Annotated in this window: 11 protein-coding genes; 5 read left to right on the forward strand and 6 right to left on the reverse strand. The window is 65.8% G+C overall.

Annotation, left to right across the window (positions count from 1 at the left end; all coding sequences use genetic code 11):
- Positions 1 to 80: 80 nt before the first annotated feature.
- From RDU24_RS15055 to RDU24_RS15080, 6 genes are all read right to left on the reverse strand, one after another.
- Entirely contained in the window at positions 81 to 1,418 is a 1,338-nt protein-coding gene (locus RDU24_RS15055) for an HD domain-containing protein (protein ID WP_308736600.1), read from the reverse strand.
- Between the two features lie 85 nt (positions 1,419 to 1,503).
- Positions 1,504 to 2,760, reverse strand: a complete 1,257-nt coding sequence (locus RDU24_RS15060; RefSeq protein WP_308736610.1) for a dihydroorotase — start codon at positions 2,758 to 2,760, stop codon at positions 1,504 to 1,506.
- A 144-nt stretch (positions 2,761 to 2,904) separates the two neighbouring features.
- Positions 2,905 to 3,861 (reverse strand): aspartate carbamoyltransferase catalytic subunit, encoded by a 957-nt coding sequence (locus RDU24_RS15065; RefSeq protein ID WP_308736601.1) that lies wholly within the window; start codon positions 3,859 to 3,861, stop codon positions 2,905 to 2,907.
- An 88-nt stretch (positions 3,862 to 3,949) separates the two neighbouring features.
- Positions 3,950 to 5,122, reverse strand: coding sequence for an amidohydrolase family protein (locus RDU24_RS15070; RefSeq protein WP_308736602.1), 1,173 nt, complete (start codon positions 5,120 to 5,122; stop codon positions 3,950 to 3,952).
- Between the two features lie 168 nt (positions 5,123 to 5,290).
- Entirely contained in the window at positions 5,291 to 6,463 is a 1,173-nt protein-coding gene (locus tag RDU24_RS15075) for a homocysteine biosynthesis protein (protein ID WP_308736603.1), read from the reverse strand.
- A gap of 70 nt (positions 6,464 to 6,533) precedes the next feature.
- Positions 6,534 to 6,701 carry a hypothetical protein gene (locus RDU24_RS15080; protein WP_308736604.1) on the reverse strand — a complete coding sequence of 56 codons (168 nt, stop codon included), beginning with the start codon at positions 6,699 to 6,701 and terminating at the stop codon, positions 6,534 to 6,536.
- A 266-nt stretch (positions 6,702 to 6,967) separates the two neighbouring features.
- Here RDU24_RS15080 and RDU24_RS15085 point away from each other — a divergent pair, with 266 nt between their 5' ends.
- From RDU24_RS15085 to RDU24_RS15105, 5 genes are all read left to right on the forward strand, one after another.
- The gene (locus RDU24_RS15085; RefSeq protein ID WP_308736605.1) at positions 6,968 to 8,257 is read left to right on the forward strand and encodes a DnaA ATPase domain-containing protein; all 1,290 of its coding nucleotides are present in this window, start codon (positions 6,968 to 6,970) and stop codon (positions 8,255 to 8,257) included.
- A 142-nt stretch (positions 8,258 to 8,399) separates the two neighbouring features.
- The gene (gene dnaN, locus RDU24_RS15090; protein WP_308736606.1) at positions 8,400 to 9,590 is read left to right on the forward strand and encodes a DNA polymerase III subunit beta; all 1,191 of its coding nucleotides are present in this window, start codon (positions 8,400 to 8,402) and stop codon (positions 9,588 to 9,590) included.
- Between the two features lie 2 nt (positions 9,591 to 9,592).
- Positions 9,593 to 12,139, forward strand: a complete 2,547-nt coding sequence (gene gyrB, locus RDU24_RS15095) for a DNA topoisomerase (ATP-hydrolyzing) subunit B (RefSeq protein WP_308736607.1) — start codon at positions 9,593 to 9,595, stop codon at positions 12,137 to 12,139.
- A 233-nt stretch (positions 12,140 to 12,372) separates the two neighbouring features.
- Positions 12,373 to 14,844 carry a DNA gyrase subunit A gene (gene gyrA / locus RDU24_RS15100; RefSeq protein WP_308736608.1) on the forward strand — a complete coding sequence of 824 codons (2,472 nt, stop codon included), beginning with the start codon at positions 12,373 to 12,375 and terminating at the stop codon, positions 14,842 to 14,844.
- 11 nt (positions 14,845 to 14,855) lie between these two features.
- Positions 14,856 to 15,749, forward strand: coding sequence for a tetratricopeptide repeat protein (locus RDU24_RS15105; RefSeq protein WP_308736609.1), 894 nt, complete (start codon positions 14,856 to 14,858; stop codon positions 15,747 to 15,749).
- Positions 15,750 to 15,886 lie beyond the last annotated feature (137 nt).

Here is a 15,886-nt window from a genome sequence, read left to right on the forward strand (position 1 = left end):
GAAACAGCCCTTTCGGCGTAAAATGGGGGTCCGGGGGCCGCTGCCCCCGGCGGGGGTCCAGGGGGCGGCGCCCCCTGGCTCTACACCAGGCGTTCTTCCTGGGCGTAGCGTTTGACGAAGCTTTTGGCTTCGTCGAGGTTGGTGACGTCGCCGGCGATTTGGGCTTTGAGCAGCGCGTCGCGGATGATGCCGACGGTTGGTCCGGGGTTGAGCCCGGTGGCCTGCATGATGTCGCGTCCATTGAGGAGCGGCTCGAGGGCTTCTTCGGGCGTATCGGCGCGTTCGAACATTTTCAGGTTGTGGTTGAATTCGCGGTAGGAGCCGTTTCTGGCCTTGATGTCGGCGCGGACCATTTCGAGGATGCGCGGGTATTCGTCGATGGCCTTGAGGCGGCGCATGCCCTTGTCGGTGAGCATGAAGTGCGGGCGCATGTGGTCGCGCACGAGGGTGCAGACGAGGTCGATGTCTTCCGGCGGGAAGTGCAAGCGGTTCAGAATCTTGCGGGTAACCTTGGCGCCCACGCGGTGGTGTTGCAGGAAGCTCCACTGGCCATCGGAGTATTCGGCGGTGTAGAGCTTGCCCACATCGTGGAACATGCAGGCGATGGTGCCGTACCAGTCGTAGGGCAGCACTTCGGGGTAGTGGCGCATGACGTCGAGGGTGTGCGCCAAGACGGTTTCCTCGCCCTCCTCGGGATTCTTGATCTGCTTGACGCGGGACAGGGCGGCGATTTCCGGCAGCAGGCCGTGCAGGAGCTGGCTCTCGAACAGGAGCGACACGAACTGCCAGAGGTTTTCGGCCTCGACCTTGCGGAACTCGTCCATGATGTCGGCCACGGGGCAGTAGTCGAGCACGCGGCGCGCGCCGCGGACGATGGCCAGCCAGGTGTTGGGCTCGATGGGCAGGTGGTAGTTGGCGGCGAAGCGCATGGCGCGCACGGCCAGCAGGTAGTCCTGCTTGAGCACCTGGTCGGGGAAGCCCTTGATGCGCACCTGGCCTTCGTCGAACCCGGCCAGGCCCTGGTCTTGTTCCTGGGGGCTTGGCAGGTAGGGGCAGGCGGCGGAGAGCGGAATCTCGCCCTTCTGCTCCAGGATCTTGAGCAGGCGCGGGGTGAGCCGGGCCACGCATTCCTCGGGGTGGGCGCCGTCGTCGACGCTGGCGGGGTGGAAGTAGAAGGTCACGCCGCTCTGGCGGATGAGCCCGGTGACGCCCTGGTCGGAGCAGGTCTCCAGGTTCGGGAACAGGCGCTTCAGGCCGTCGAAGTCAAGTTCGGTGCTGATGTCCATGGCCAGCACGTCCTTGCTGTCGGTCTCGGCCAGCAGGGTCTTTTGCAGTCGTGCGTTGATGACGTAGGCGTCGTAGCCGTTGCGCATAATGCTTTTGCACAGGCTCACGGCGTCCTTGAAAGGCTGGCTCATTCTTCCTCCGGCTCTGGATGCCCGCGTGGGGGCAGGGGGTTCACTCTCTGTTTCGGCCAGGCGCAAATGCCTGCACGCGAATCTTCTATACTATGCTTTTTCCCGCAAGGAAATGGGCCTTGAGCCGCCCGCGCAGGACGCGCCCCAGAAGCGGGGTGTTCTTGCTCTTGCTCTGCATGGTGTCCGGCCCGACGACCCACTGCGCCTCCTGGTCGAACAGCAGGAAGTCCGCCGGATCGCCGGGGGCGAAGGTGCACACCGGCAGGCCGAAGCGTCGGCACGGGGCCGTGGTCCAGGCGCGCAGGAAGGCGTCGAAGGGCAGCCTGCCCGTGCGCACCAGCTCCCAGGTCACGGCCAGGGCCGTGTCCAGGCCGGAGATGCCGCAGGGGGCCTGGTCGAACTCAACCTCCTTCTCGTGGGCGGCATGGGGCGCGTGGTCGGTGGCGAGCATGTCGATGGTGCCGTCGGCCAGGGCCTCGAGCAGGGCCTCCACGTCGGCCTGGGGCCGCAGCGGCGGGTTGACCTTGGCGTTGGCGCTGTAGCCGGCCACCTCGTCCTCGGTGAGGGTCAGGTAGTGCGGGCAGGTCTCGGCGGTGACGTCGACGCCGCGAGCCTTGGCCGCGCGGATGACGGCCACGCTCTTCTCGCAGGAAATGTGCGCCAGGTGGATGGGCACGTTCAGGTACTCGGCCAGGAGCACGTCGCGGCTGGCCTGGATGGCCTCGGCTATGTCCGGCTGCCCGGCCAGGCCCAGGCGGCTGGAGACCACGCCCTCGTTGACGCCCGCGGCCGGAGCCAGGAAGGGATCCTCGCAGTGGTCGATGACCACGAGGCCCAGGTCGTGGGCGTATTCCAGCGCGCGCCGGAACAGCTCTGTGCTTTCCACCGGGCGGCCGTCGTTGGACACGGCGACGCACCCGGCGTCCTTCAGGTCGGCCATGGACGCCAGCTCCTGGCCCTTGAGGCCCTTGGTCAGCGCGCCGATGGGGTACAGGCGCGGGCCGACTCCAACGGCGGGGGGCCAGCTCTTCCTGGCCTGCTCCAGCATGAACTCGGTGACGCTGGCGGTGTCGTTGACGGGCCTGGTGTTGGCCATGCACATGAGGTTGGAGAACCCCCCAAAGGCCGCGGCGAGCAGGCCGGAGGCTATGTCCTCCTTGTATTCCTGCCCGGGCTCGCGCAGGTGGGTGTGGGCGTCGGTGAGGCTGGGCAGCAGGATGAGCCCGCGCGCGTCGACTTCCTTGGCGGCCTGCACGTCCAGGCTGCCCGCGGGCGCCACGGACACGATGCGTCCCTTGGCCACCAGCACGTCGACGAGCTGGCCCTTGGGATTCTTGAGCATGCCCAGCTGTGCTTTCGGCTGCGAGCCCTTCTTGCCGCTGGCTTTTGCCTGGCTCTTCAGGGGGCCGAGCCACAGGGCCGAGCGCACCGCGAGGTCGAGTTTCTTGACCTGTTGTGGTTTGTTGTTCTCGCTCATTGCGGCCTCCTAGGCGGGGATGCCGGGCTGCGCGGCATCCGGCGATTTGCGTGTCAGGTAGAGGTAGAGCAGGGCCATGCGCACGGCCACCCCGTTCTCCACCTGCTCCAGGATCAGGCTCTCGGCGCTGTCGGCCAGGGCGGAGTCGATCTCCACGCCCCGGTTGATGGGCCCGGGGTGCAGCACGCAGGCGCCCGGCGCGGCCTGGGCCAAGTGCCGGGGAGAGACCCCGAAGGTCCGCGCGTACTCGCGCAGGTCGGGCAGCAGGCCCGCGTGCTGGCGCTCCAGCTGCAGGCGCAGGCACATCACCGCGTCCACGTCCCGGGCGGCCTTGGAAAGATCGGAGAAGACGGTGACGGGCCAGGTGTCCAGCCGCGGGGGCAGGAGCGTTCTGGGGCCGCACAGGCGCACCTGGGCGCCCAGCATGGTCAGGAGCAGCACGTTGGAGCGCGCCACCCGGCTGTGGGAGATGTCGCCCAGGATGAGCACGGTCTTGCCCGCGAAGTCTCCGTTCCAGTGGCGCGACAGGGTCAGCGCGTCGAGCAGGGCCTGGGTGGGGTGGGCGTGCCTCCCGTCACCCGCATTGATGACGCTGCATTCCAGGCGCTCGGCCAGGAACTGCGCGGCGCCGCTGGAGCCGTGGCGGATGACGATGCCGTCGGGGTTCATGGCCTGCAGGGTGAGGGCCGTGTCCTTCAAGGTCTCGCCCTTGGCCAGGCTGGAGCCGCTCTTGGCCAGGGCGAAGGTGTCCGCCGAGAGGCGCTTGCCAGCCATGTCGAAGCTGGTCTTGGTGCGGGTGCTGGCCTCCGCGAAGAAGAGCACCACGCTGCGGCCCTTCAGGGTCGGCACCTTCTTGACCGGGCGGCTGTTGATCTCCCGGAAGTAGGCGGCGGTGGCCAGGATGTGGCGCACCTCGTCCGCGTCAAGCTGGGAGATGTCGAGCAGGTCCTTGTGTTTCCACTGCATGGCGGCGTCCTTTCCTCCCCGGCTCTTGCCGGGCTGTCCCGCTGGGCGGGTTGTCGATCTGTGCGGTTCGTCAGCCCGGGGGCGGCTGTCAGTCCGCGTCGGTAAACGCTTCCAGCACTGTCTGCGGCACCACGGAGAAGCGCGCGGCCTTGCCGGGCTCCAGGCTTCCCAGCCTGTCCACCCCCGGAACCAACGGGCCGAAGAAGCGGGCCGGGTTCTCGGTGATGAGCGCCAAACCCTGGCACAGGCTCATGACCCCCGGGTTGCGCTGGGCCAGCCAGGACAACTCCGCAAAGGGGTCCAGGTCGAAGTTGGAGCACAGGCCGTCCGTGCCGAGGCACAGGTTCACCCCGGCCTCCAGAAGCGCCCGCAGCGGGGCCTGGCCCACGCCGATGAACTCGTTGCTGCGCGGGCACAGGCAGACCGTGGCCCGGCTCTGTGCCAGCATCACGATGTCCGCGTCGGTTATGGTGACGCAGTGCACGCACAGGGTGGCAGCGTCCAGCAGGCCCAGCCCGGCGGCCAGCGGAATCGGGCGCTGTCCCGGGGCGTCGTAGTCGGTGATGAACCCGCGCGAGCGCAGCAGGTCCAGGAAGGGGCTCTTGCCCGTGAGCAGGATGGCGTCCTCGTCCGCGTGCTCGGCCAGGTGCAGCGAGAAAGGCAGGTTGTGGGCGGCGTCAAGCGCCTTGACCGCGCGCATGAGCTCCGCGCTGGTGCTGTAGAGGGCGTGCCCGGCCACGGCGCAGGCTCCGCGCCCGCTCTCCGCAACGGAGCGCGACTGCACGAGCAGCGGCCCGGCGTCCACCTGGCTGGGGGTGCCGATGGCCTCGCTGAAGGCCGTGAAGTACAGGCCGCTCGAGGCCAGGACCTCGGCCAGGAGCGGGGCGTTGCGGGTGCTGATGTCGGCCAGGAAGGCGCAGCCCTTCTGCTCCAGGCGCAGCAGCTCGGAGCGCACCAGGGGCTCGTCCACCCCGTAGGCGTTCTGGGCCAGCAGGCTCTTGACCCAGGGCACGAAGCCCTGGCCGGGCGCGGTCTTGCCCAGGAGGTGCGTCATCTCCAGGTGGGTGTGGCTGTTGAAGGTGGCCGGGGCCAGGGTCACGTCGCCCAGGTCGCGCACCGGTCCTTCATACTTGCGGCGCATATGGTCGAAAGACCCCACGTCCAGAATTGCCTGGTCGTGGACCACGACGGCGGCGTCCTCATACAGGGGCCAGCCGGGTGTCATGGGCGCGATTTTCGCCGCGCGGAAGAGTTCGGGCATGGGCGTGACTTGGGTGTTGAAGTTCTGGCGGGCGGACGGCTTTCGCCTGTGCCCGCCGGGGCCACCATAGACAATTCTCCAGGCGTTGCAAGGCCGGAGGCGCCGCCGGGGCGTTCTTTGGCGCTCAGGCGGCAAAAAAAAGGGAGGCTTGAAGCCTCCCTTGTCTCGTCACATGGACAGTATCTCGCACTGGGGCTCGGTGAGGAGGAACTTGCCCTCCTCGATCCATTTCTTGAGGGTCTCGGCTATCTCCAGCGAAATGGAGTAGCTGGTCACAGGCACGGTGGGCGTCACGCGTTCGTTCACCGTTATCTGGCCGCTCTTCAGCTCCTCGAAGGTCACGTGGGCGATGGTGCGGCTGATGCCGTTGGGATAGTCGTAGCCATAGTCCTTGATGGGCATCTGGATGTCGGAGTCGGCCACGCCGGTGAACCAGGCCATCTCCTCGTCCAGGATGGGGATGGGGATGCCCACGCCCAGGTTCAGCGAGCAGCCGTAGCCGATGAGCGACAGGCCGCGCACGTAGCGCGGATCCATGCCCTTCAGGTTGCCCTTGAGCATGAGCGTGCCCGAGGCCGCCATGGGGATGCCGCGCTCGTTCCGGGGCGGTTTGGACACGTGCTGGGTGCCCGCGCCGATGACATAGCCCACGCTGCCGCCCAGGAAGATCCGCGTGCCCAGGCCGATGGTGCGCAGGAAGGGATCGTTGAACAGGGGCGAGAGCTGGCCGCTGGTGGCGTAGTTGGCGTTGCGGCAGCCCGGCTTCAACGGGCCCATGTAGGTGTAGATGGTGCGGCCGCTCATGTTCACAGCGCAGTTGTAGTTCTGGTAGCAGTTGCGCGGGTTCAGCAGCCAGGCCCCGGGCAGGCTGGCCAGGGTCACGTCCTTCTCCAGCTCCTTGCGGGGGTAGCAGTCGGTGCCGTAGGACTTGGCGCGCAGGCGCACGGGCTTGCCGCGCAGCAGGTCTTCGATGACGTGGCCGCCGCCGTAGGCGAAGCGGCCGGGGTAGACCTTGTTCAGCGGGTCGTCGGCGCTGGCCTCCGTGACGCCGCAATAGGCGTCCACCGCGGCAAGGCCGGCGTAGCAGGGCACGTTGTTCAGCCAAACCTGGCTGGCCTTCATGAGCGGCGGCTCCTGCCCAAAGTTGAAGAGCATGCCGGAGGAGCACATGGGCGAGAAGGTGCCCGTGGTGACGACGTCGACCTCTTTGGCGGCCTTGGTCTTGCCCAGGCGGCGGACGGTTTCCACCATCTCCTCCGCCGTGAGGACCACGGCCTTGCCTTTCTGGATGCGCTCGTTGATCTCGGCGATGGTCTTTCCGGTCTTGGCTTTCCCGGCCATGCTATCCTCCGCTGCTGAAGCTCATGCGTGCGTCCGCGCCCACTGCGGGCGGCGGCGGCCATGTGTCGGCCTAGTATTCCGCGAGATGGTCGGGCTTGCGCCTGGGGTTCTTGCGGCGCCTGTCGGCCATGGGCCTGCCAGCGGGCGCCAGCGCCTTGCGGCAGCGCACCTCGTCGGCCCTGATGACCACGGTGAAGGCCGCGATCTGGTCCGCCGCCCTGCCCTTATTCCTGCTCATATACCCGCTCTCGCCCGTTTGAACAACTCTTGAAAAAATCGTTGAATCTGTGGAAAACTTTTTCGTCTTTCGCCTTGCGGAACATGGCTCAAATCGCTGCGGTTGGCAATTCTTTTTCCTCGCTCCCGGTGCGCTATTCGCTTGGCATCGGAAGGGTTTTCGGGTAGGACTGTGGGGGATGCGGGAGTCCCGCCGGCCTCTCTTCGAGGTCGAGAGATTTCTCCTTGTTTTTCCACAAATTGGACGAAGGATACAGGCTACAGGACGTGAAGAAAGCCCTGCGCGACCATCTTGCGGGCTCCTGCACCGAGCAGGAGCTGAAGCGCTGGTTCGACCCCCTGGACGTGGAGCAGTCCGAGGGCGGCCGGGAGGTTCGCATCGGGTTTCCGCATGCGTTCTTCGCGCAGTGGTTCGCCGGGCGCATGCAGGACCGCTTCGAGGCGGAGCTGCACCGTTTTCACGGCGGCGCCTGCGACATCCGCTACGTCACTCCCGGTCTGCGGCGGTCCTGCGCCGAAGGGGTGGAGCCCGCGCCCAGGAAGCTCAGCTTCCCCTTTGACGCGCAGTACAGCTTCGAGAGCTTCCTGACCAACTCGAAGAACTATTTCCCGCTGGAGACGGCGCGCCAAGTTGCCCGCGACGGCATGGCCCAGTTCAACCCCTTTGTCATCTGCGGCAAATCCGGGTCGGGCAAGAGCCATCTTCTGAAGGCCATCGCCAACGAGATCGCCAAGAACCAGCCCCTGTCCGAAATCCTGGTGACCACGGGCGAGGGACTGCGCGAGCTTTTGTCGCAGAGCGACCAGCTGGCTGCCCGCGCCCACGTGAGCACGCACCAGTTCCTCCTGGTCGACGACATCCACTGGCTGGCCGGGGACGAACGGCTCCAGCAGGAGCTGCTGCTGCTGTTCAACCAGTTCCACGACGGCAAGCGGCAGATGGTTTTCACCTGCCAGGACCGCATCGGAGCCTACGAGGACCTCATCCCGGCCCTGCGCTCGCGCCTGGAGGGCGGCCTGGTTGTGAGCCTCAAGCAGCCGGACATGGAGATCCGCGTGGCGCTCATCCAGGAGCGCGTCCGGGCCAAGAAGCTGCCGCTGTCCAAGGAGCAGATCCTGATCCTGGCGCAGCGCTTCCAGAACTTCCGCGCGTTGAACGGCATCCTCATCAAGCTGCTGGCCTTCCGCGAGCTGGTCAGGAAGGACATCTCCGCGCGGGACTTCGACCATATCCTGTCCAACACCGAGGAGCGCGACCTGCCCAAGGTGACGGCGGACAGCATCATCGAGACCGTGTGCCAGCACTTTCAGGTGAAGCGCAAGGACGTCATGGGCGAGGATCGCCGGCAGGGCATCGCCCTGGCCCGCCAGGTGGCCATGTTTTTGTGCCGGGAGCTGCTCGGCCAGTCCTACCCGGTGCTCGGGCGCACCTTTGGCGGCAAGGACCACAGCACGGTCATCTACTCTGTTAAAAAGATCAAAGAATTGCAAGAAGATGGGAAGGAAATGAAACAGCTGTTGAAAGATTTGAAGGTTCGTTGTCGACAAGCGGGCTGAGCTGTTCCAAGGACGCGTGAAACAACAATCTGTTCCTGTGAAGCGACAGTCGATGTATATAAAATGCCATTGAAAACCAGGATGTTGCCACTGTTTCGAACAAACCGGGCCTGCTCATAGAAGCCATCCAAGGAGAATATGTATGTTTGTAAAGGTGAACCGGGACGAGATCATTGAGGGCTTGCAGAAATCTGCGGGCATCATTCCGGCCAAGACCGGCGCGGCGTTTTTGCGCAGCATCTGGCTTGAGGCCGCCGAGGGCAGCCTGAAGATCATGTCCACTGACTCGAGCCTCGAGTTCTGCGGCGAGTATCCGGCCAGGGTGGAAACGCCGGGCCGGGTGGGCGTGCAGGGCCGCGCCTTCTGCGACCTGGTGCGCAAGCTGCCCGCCGGGGAGATGACCCTCAAGGCCGACGCCGAGGGCAAGAACGTTTTGGTGGAGCAAGGCAGCCGCAAGTACAAGCTGCCCGCCAACGAGCCGGAGTGGTTCCAGGATTTCGCCCCCTTCCCCGACGCCGCCCCTGCCGAAGGCGGGACGGAAGCCGGCACCGTTTTCTGGAGCGGCGACTTCCTGCACGAGATCATCGACAAGATAGCCTTCTGCATCAGCGAAGAGGACAGCATGGAGGCCATCGCCTGCCTGTACCTGAAGCCCGAGCAGGACGCCCAGGGCAAGCGCGTGGAGGTCTGCGGCCTGAACGGCCACCAGTTCGCCATGTTCACCTTCGTCAACGACGACATATTCAACCTGCTGCCGCGAGAGGGCGCGCTGATTCAGCGCAAGTACCTGACTGAGCTTAAAAAATGGCTCGGAAGCGAGGAGATTGAGCTCTCCCTTGGCGAAAAACGCCTGTTCCTGCGCACCGGCGACCACCGCGAAACCTTCAGCCTGCCGCTGTCGTTCTACCAGTATCCCAACTACCAGGGCTTCCTGTCCAAGCTGAAGGATCCCGAGTCCTCGCGCCTGACGGTCCACCGCGGCGAGCTCATGGAGTCCCTGGAGCGCATCAGCATCTTCAACACCGACTCCAACCGCTGCACGTACTTCCTGTTCAGCCCGGGCGAGGTGGTGCTCTACAGCCAGGGCCAGGACGTAGGCACGGCCCAGGAGCCCCTTGGCGCCGCCTTCCAGGGCGACCTGCAGCGCATCGCCTTCCCCACCAGGAACCTGATCGAGATACTCTCGCACTACACGTCCGAGCAGGTGACCTTCATCCTCACCGGTCCCGAGGCCCCCTGCGGCATCGCCGGCGACAAGGACCAGAACTACAGCGTCATCATCATGCCCATGATGATCCAGGACGAGACCTACTACGCCGAGGAAAACGCCTAGCCATGACAGACAAGGAAAAAAACGCCGCTGCATATACAGCGGACAGCATCACTGTTCTTGAGGGACTCTCCGCGGTGCGCAAGCGCCCGGCCATGTACATCGGCTCCACCGACGTGCGCGGGCTGCACCACCTGGTCTACGAGGTGGTGGACAACTCCATCGACGAGGCCATGGCCGGGCACTGCACGCGAGTGCGCATCACCCTGCACATGGACAACTCCGTCACCGTGTCCGACAACGGACGCGGCATCCCGGTGGACATGCACCCCAAGGAGAAGAAGACGGCGCTTGAAGTCGTCATGACCATCCTGCACGCGGGCGGCAAGTTCGACAACAACGCCTACAAGGTGTCCGGCGGCCTGCACGGCGTCGGCGTCAGCGTCGTCAACGCCCTGTCCGAGAGCCTCACGGCAACGGTCAAGCGCGGCGGGCGGTCCTACCGCCAGTCGTACGTGCGCGGCGTGCCCACCGGCCCCGTGGAGGACATCGGCGAGGCCGTCGGCACCGGCACCAAGATCCGCTTCAAGGCCGACGAGGAGATCTTCGAGACCAACCAGTACGAGTACGCCATCCTGAAGAAGCGCCTGCAGGAGCTGGCCTACCTGAACCGGGGCCTGGAGATCGAGTTCTCCGACGAGCGCACCGGCGACAAGGACTCCTTCAAGTTCGAGGGCGGCATCCGCTCCTTCGTGGAGGACCTGAACCAGGGCCAGACCGCGGTGCACGACCTGATCTACGCCATCGGCGATTCCGACTCCGGCGAGCACGGCACCGTGGTCACCGAGATCGCGGTGCAGTACAACATGGGCTACAAGGAAAACGTCCAGACCTTCGCCAACAACATCCGCACTGTCGAGGGCGGCACCCACCTGGCGGGCTTCAAGACCGCGCTCACCCGCGCGCTGAACACCTACATCCAGAAGTCCGACCTCTCCAAGAAGCTCAAGGAGAAGCTCTCCGGCGAGGACGTGCGCGAAGGCCTCACAGCGGTTGTGAGCGTGAAGCTGCCCATGCCGCAGTTCGAGGGCCAGACCAAGACCAAGCTCGGCAACTCCGAGGTGGCGGGCCTGGTGGCCACGCTGGTGTACGAGAAGCTCACCATGTTCCTTGAGGAGAACCCCAAGGAGGCCAAGAACATCATCGAGAAGGTGGTGGACGCCGCCCGCGCACGCGAGGCCGCCCGCAAGGCGAGAGACCTGGTGCGGCGCAAGGGCGCGTTGTCGGACAACGCCCTGCCCGGCAAGCTGGCCGACTGCCAGAGCAAGGACCCCACCGAGAGTGAAATATTCATCGTCGAGGGCGACTCCGCAGGCGGTTCGGCCAAACAGGGCCGAAACCCCCGCATCCAGGCCATCCTGCCCCTGCGCGGCAAGATCCTGAACGTGGAGAAGACCCGTTACGACAAGATGCTCGGCAACAAGGAAATCCGCGCGCTCATCACCGCCATGGGCGTGGGCGTGCCGGGCACCGGCCTGGACGACGAGCAGGGACCGGACTGGAACCGCCTGCGCTACCACAAGATCGTCATCATGACGGACGCCGACGTGGACGGCAGCCACATTCGCACGCTGCTGCTCACGTTCTTCTTCCGCCAGTACCGCGAGCTCCTCGACCGGGGCAACATCTACATCGCCCAGCCGCCGCTGTTCCGCGCGCACAAGGGCAAGTTCGAAAAGTACATCAAGGACGAGAAGGAGCTGCACGCCTTCCTGCTCTCCCAGGCCGAGAAGGCGCTCACCGCGCGCTCCTTGCCCGAGGGCGACGGCGGCGTTGAGCCCCGCGAGTTCACCGGCAAGGACCTGCGCAAGCTGCTCGACGCCGTGCGCCAGTTGAAGGATCGCGTGCGCGACGCCCTGCACATGGGCATCGAGGAGGCGCTGTTCATGGCGATGGTCCAGGCGGCGCTGGTGCAGCCGCAGGACTTCACGGCCGCAGCCCTGACGCAGATCGCCGCGGAGACCCCGCTGCTGGACGAGGACGGCCAGCCCGTGGAGAACTCGGTGCAGCCCATGATCGAGGCCGCCGCCCACAGCCTGGACGACCTGGTCGGCCCGGCCCTGGCCGCGGGGTTCAAGGCCGTGCTCGAGGTTGAGGAAGACGAGAACGAGCGCCGCATCTTTGTGGTGTTCACCAGCGCCAACGGCCACCGTACGCGCCTGGCGGTGGATTTCTTCGCCTCCAAGACCTACCTGAAGGCGCATGAAATCTACCTCAAGATCAGCACGGACTGCGGAGGCGAGAACTTCTCGCTGGTGCGGGCGGATGGCACGGAGCTGCGCGTCAGCGGGTTCTTCAACCTGCTGGCCCTGGTGCTCGAAGAGTCGCACCGCGGCTACACGGTCCAGCGCTACAAGGGTCTGGGCGAAATGAACCCGGAACAGCTGTGGCAGACCACAATGGACCCGGAAAAGCGCACGCTTCTGCAGGTTAAGATCGCCGACGCGGAGGAGGCCGACCGCATCTTCGGCGACCTCATGGGCGACTCCGTCACCCCGCGCCGCGAGTTCATCGAAAGAAACGCCATGGCCGTGGAAGACTTGGATATCTAGGGACGGAAGAGCCGGGGGCGCTGCCCCCGAGCCCACGCTCAAGGGGCGAGTCTCTTGAGAATCCCGAGTTGTTGATGTTCTTTGTGGATAATTGAAGTTGACCTGTTTCCCTTTGACCAGCCCTTCGGGGAGTCCAAGGGCCTCAGGCCCCCTGGCGGAGATGGGGGTCCTGGGGTGGAGGCGGCAGCCTCTGCTCCCGGTTCCACCCGCCCCGCCACATACGGAGGATATACGTGAGTCAGAACGTCACCATTGAACGCGAGATGCAGAAATCCTACCTGGAGTATTCGCTCTCGGTCATCGTCGGCCGCGCCATCCCGGACGTGCGCGACGGCCTGAAGCCCGTGCACCGGCGCATCCTGTTCGCCATGCACGAGCTGGGGAACTCCTACAACCGCGCCTACAAGAAGTCGGCCCGCGTGGTCGGCGACGTCATCGGCAAGTACCACCCGCACGGCGATACGGCCGTCTACGACGCCCTCGTGCGCATGGCCCAGCAGTTCTCCATGCGCGACACCCTCGTCGACGGCCAGGGCAACTTCGGCTCCATCGACGGCGACGCCGCGGCGGCCATGCGTTACACCGAAGTGCGCATGAGCAAGCTGGCCAGCGAGTTCCTGGGCGACATCGAGAAGAAGACCGTGGACTTCCGGCCCAACTACGACAACACCATGGAAGAGCCCTCGGTGCTGCCGGCCAAGGTGCCGAACCTGCTCCTGAACGGCACCACGGGCATCGCGGTGGGCATGGCCACCAACATCCCGCCGCACAACCTGGGCGAGCTCATCGAGGCCACGCTCCACGTGCTGGACAACCCCAACTGCGGCCCGCGCGACCTGCTGCCCATGATCAAGGGCCCGGACTTCCCCACCGGCGGCATCGTCTTCACTGGGCGCGGCCTGGCCGAGGCCTACCTGACCGGGCGCGGCAGCATCAAGATGCGCGGCGTGGTCCACGTGGAGGAAGCCAAGAAGGGCGGCAAGGAAAACGTCGTCATCACCGAGATCCCTTTCGCCCTCAACAAGTCGAGCCTGGTGGAGAAGATCGCGGCGCTGGTCAACGACAAGAAGATCGACGGCGTCGTCGACCTGCGCGACGAGTCCGACCGCAAGGGCATCCGCATCGTGCTGGAGCTCAAGCGCGGCGCCATCGCCGACATCGTCATCAACGCGCTCTACAAGTTCACCCCGCTCGAGACCTCCTTCGGCATCAACATGATGGCCGTGGTGGGCAACCGGCCCATGCTGCTGAACGTCAAGCAGATCCTGTCCTACTTCCTGGAGCACCGGCGCGAGGTCATCATCCGCCGCACCCAGTTCGACCTGGACAAGAGCCTGGCGCGCGCCCATGTGCTGGAAGGCCTCAAGATCGCGCTGGACCACATCGACGAGGTCGTGGCCCTCATCCGCGCCAGCAAGAGCGCCGTGGAGGCCAAGGCCGGACTCATGGAGCGCTTCGAGCTCACCGAGATCCAGTCCCAGGCCATCCTGGATATGCGCCTGCAGCGCCTGACCAACATGGAGCGCGAGAAGCTCCTCGACGAACTGAAGGAGCTGGGCAAGCTCATCGCCTGGCTTAAGAGCATCCTGGCCGACGAGGCCGTGCTGCGCGGCGTCATCCGCGATGAACTGAAGGAAGTGAGCGAGGGCTACGCCACCGAGCGCAAGAGCCAGATCGTGGCCGAGGAAGCCACCGACATCGCCATCGAGGACCTGATCCCCGACGACGAGGCCGTCATCACCCTGTCGCGCCGCGGCTACATCAAGCGCACCAACCTCTCCAACTACCAGCAGCAGAAGCGCGGCGGAAAGGGCATAGCGGGCGTGAGCACCGCCGACGGCGACTTCGTGCACACCTTCCTCTTGACCAGCAACCACCAGCACCTGCTGCTGTTCACCAACCAGGGCCGCATGTACCAGATGAAGGCCCACCAGGTGCCCGAGGCCGGACGCTACGCCAAGGGCGCGCACATCGCCAACCTGGTGCCCCTGGACAAGGACGAGTACATCGCCACCGCCATCACCCTGCGCGAGTTCCTGGAGGACCGCCAGTTCCTCTTCGTCACCCGCCGGGGCATGGTCAAGCGCACCTCCTCCGCGCTCTACGCCAACACCCGCTCAAGCGGCATCCGTGCCGTCACCCTCAAGGAAGGCGACGAGCTCATCATGGTCTGCGACGTGCGCGACGAGGCCCACGTGCTGCTCATCACCGAGCAGGGCAAGGCCATCCGCTTCCCGGTGGAGGAGGTCCGGCCCATGGGCCGCACCGCCGCGGGCGTCAAGGGCATCGCCCTGCGCGGCAAGGACCGTGTCATGGCCGGCGTCGTCACCGGCGACCCGGACCGCGAACAGGTGCTCACCGTCAGCGACCTGGGCTACGGCAAGCGCACCCCGCTCGACCAGTACCGGGCGCAGTCTCGCGGCGGCATGGGCATCATCAACATGCGCGTCACCGACAAGACCGGCAAGGTCATGGGCGCCGTCATGGTGGCCGAGACCGACCAGATGGTCGTGCTCTCCTCCGCCAACAAGATCGTGCGCTTCCCCGTGGAGCAGGTGAGCTTGAACCTGGGCCGCGCCACGCAGGGCGTGCGCCTGGTGCGCCTGGCCGGCGGCGAGGTCGTGGCCGGGTTCGACCTGGTCCAGCGCGACGGCCTGGAATCCGTGGACGGCGTGGAGGAAGAGATGCCTCCCACCGAGGATTAGCGGGCGGACGCATGAGCGCGCCGCGCTCACGACTGCTCGCGAGCCTTCTGGCGTGCGCCCTGGTTGTCGGCCTGCTGGCCTGCGACCGGGGCGCGCCCAGCGGCTCCGCCCTGGACCTGGCCATCGCGCGCGATGCCTACGCCGGGGGCTACTTCCTGGAGGCCGAGACAGCCTACGAGCGCTACCTCCAGTCCGATCCCCAGGGCAAGCACCGCCTGGAAGCCTGGACGCGCCTGGTGGAGATCGCCAGCGGCGTCAAGGGCGACATGGCCAAGGCCGTGACCCTGCTCGAAACCGCCACCCTCGAATACAACAGCAGGCCAGAAGTGAACTGGCCGCTTCTGTTCCGCCTGGGCGAACTCTACGAGCTCCAAGGACTGCGCAAGAAGGCCCTGGACGCCTGGGGGCGCTGCCTCGACACCAGCGGCGGCGACGCCGTCAAGGCCGTCCAGGCGCAGATGCGCATGGCCGTGGCCAACCGCGCCCTTGGCAAGCACGACCTGGCCCTGGAGCTGCTGACCCAGTGCGTGTCCCAGGCCAAGGACGTGGAAACCAAGAGCCGCGCCATGTACGAGATGGCGCAGACCCTGTCCCTCTCCTGGCAATGGGCCAAGGCCATCACCATCCTTGATGAGATCCAGGCGCTGGAAAAAGCGCCGCAGGACGTCAAGGTCATGAGCGCCTACCTGCTGGCCGACGCCTACGAGGCCCAACGCAACATCCCCAAAGCAAGAGAGATCCTGCTCTCCCTCAAGGACACCTACCCCAACCCTGAAGTCATCGTCGCGCGGCTCGCCTCCCTCGGCCAACAGCACGGCGCGCAAATCGCCCCGCAGCTCCAGCCCGGCGACGGCATTCCCGCAGAAGCGGACTCCGGCGTCCCCAAAGCCCGCAGACGGCGCTAGGACAAGAATAGGGCATGCACCCAGGGGGGGGCGCCGCCCCTGGCCGCCGCCAAAGGGCCTGAGGCCCTCTGGACTCCCCAGTACGCCGAAAGGGCTGTTTCAGGAGGAACCTGAAACAGCCCTTTCGGCTTTCGGGG

It is taken from the genome of Humidesulfovibrio sp., assembly GCF_031082295.1.
Lineage (GTDB): Bacteria > Desulfobacterota > Desulfovibrionia > Desulfovibrionales > Desulfovibrionaceae > Humidesulfovibrio.

Bases quoted from the DNA above. Each gene is read 5' to 3' on its own strand.
- RDU24_RS15055 (WP_308736600.1), bottom strand. From the start codon at position 1,418: ATGAGCCAGCCTTTCAAGGACGCCGTGAGCCTGTGCAAAAGCATTATG.
- RDU24_RS15060 (WP_308736610.1), bottom strand. From the start codon at position 2,760: ATGCTCAAGAATCCCAAGGGCCAGCTCGTCGACGTGCTGGTGGCCAAG.
- RDU24_RS15065 (WP_308736601.1), bottom strand. From the start codon at position 3,861: ATGCAGTGGAAACACAAGGACCTGCTCGACATCTCCCAGCTTGACGCG.
- RDU24_RS15070 (WP_308736602.1), bottom strand. From the start codon at position 5,122: ATGCCCGAACTCTTCCGCGCGGCGAAAATCGCGCCCATGACACCCGGC.
- RDU24_RS15075 (WP_308736603.1), bottom strand. From the start codon at position 6,463: ATGGCCGGGAAAGCCAAGACCGGAAAGACCATCGCCGAGATCAACGAG.
- RDU24_RS15080 (WP_308736604.1), bottom strand. From the start codon at position 6,701: ATGAGCAGGAATAAGGGCAGGGCGGCGGACCAGATCGCGGCCTTCACC.
- dnaN (WP_308736606.1), top strand. From the start codon at position 8,400: ATGTTTGTAAAGGTGAACCGGGACGAGATCATTGAGGGCTTGCAGAAA.
- gyrB (WP_308736607.1), top strand. From the start codon at position 9,593: ATGACAGACAAGGAAAAAAACGCCGCTGCATATACAGCGGACAGCATC.
- RDU24_RS15105 (WP_308736609.1), top strand. From the start codon at position 14,856: ATGAGCGCGCCGCGCTCACGACTGCTCGCGAGCCTTCTGGCGTGCGCC.